At 56.8% G+C, this 220-nt stretch carries 1 protein-coding gene; it reads left to right on the top strand.

Annotated elements, in window-relative coordinates; genetic code table 11:
- On the top strand, nucleotides 1–220 hold a 220-nt coding region (locus tag ACU8YC_RS28940), incomplete at both ends, for a peptidase dimerization domain-containing protein (RefSeq protein ID WP_446896503.1).

Raw genomic sequence — 220 nt, 5'->3', positions numbered from 1 at the left:
AAGCGCGTAAAGGTGTGGGAGGCTATCAACTGACGTTTGACGGTGTGGCGTCTCATGCCGGCAATGAGCCGGAGAAAGGACGTTCTGCCATTACCGCTTTTGCTAATAGCGTACTGGCGATTAATGCATTGACCGACATGACGCGTGGCACCACGCTAAATGTGGGGGTGGTGCAGGGTGGCAGTGCGGCGAATGTGGTGGCAGCGAAACTCCGCGCAGA

It is taken from the genome of Citrobacter sp. VF227, assembly GCF_052950715.1.
The sequence above is the reverse complement of the archived record's forward strand: the minus strand, read 5'-3'. Positions and strand labels throughout refer to the sequence as shown.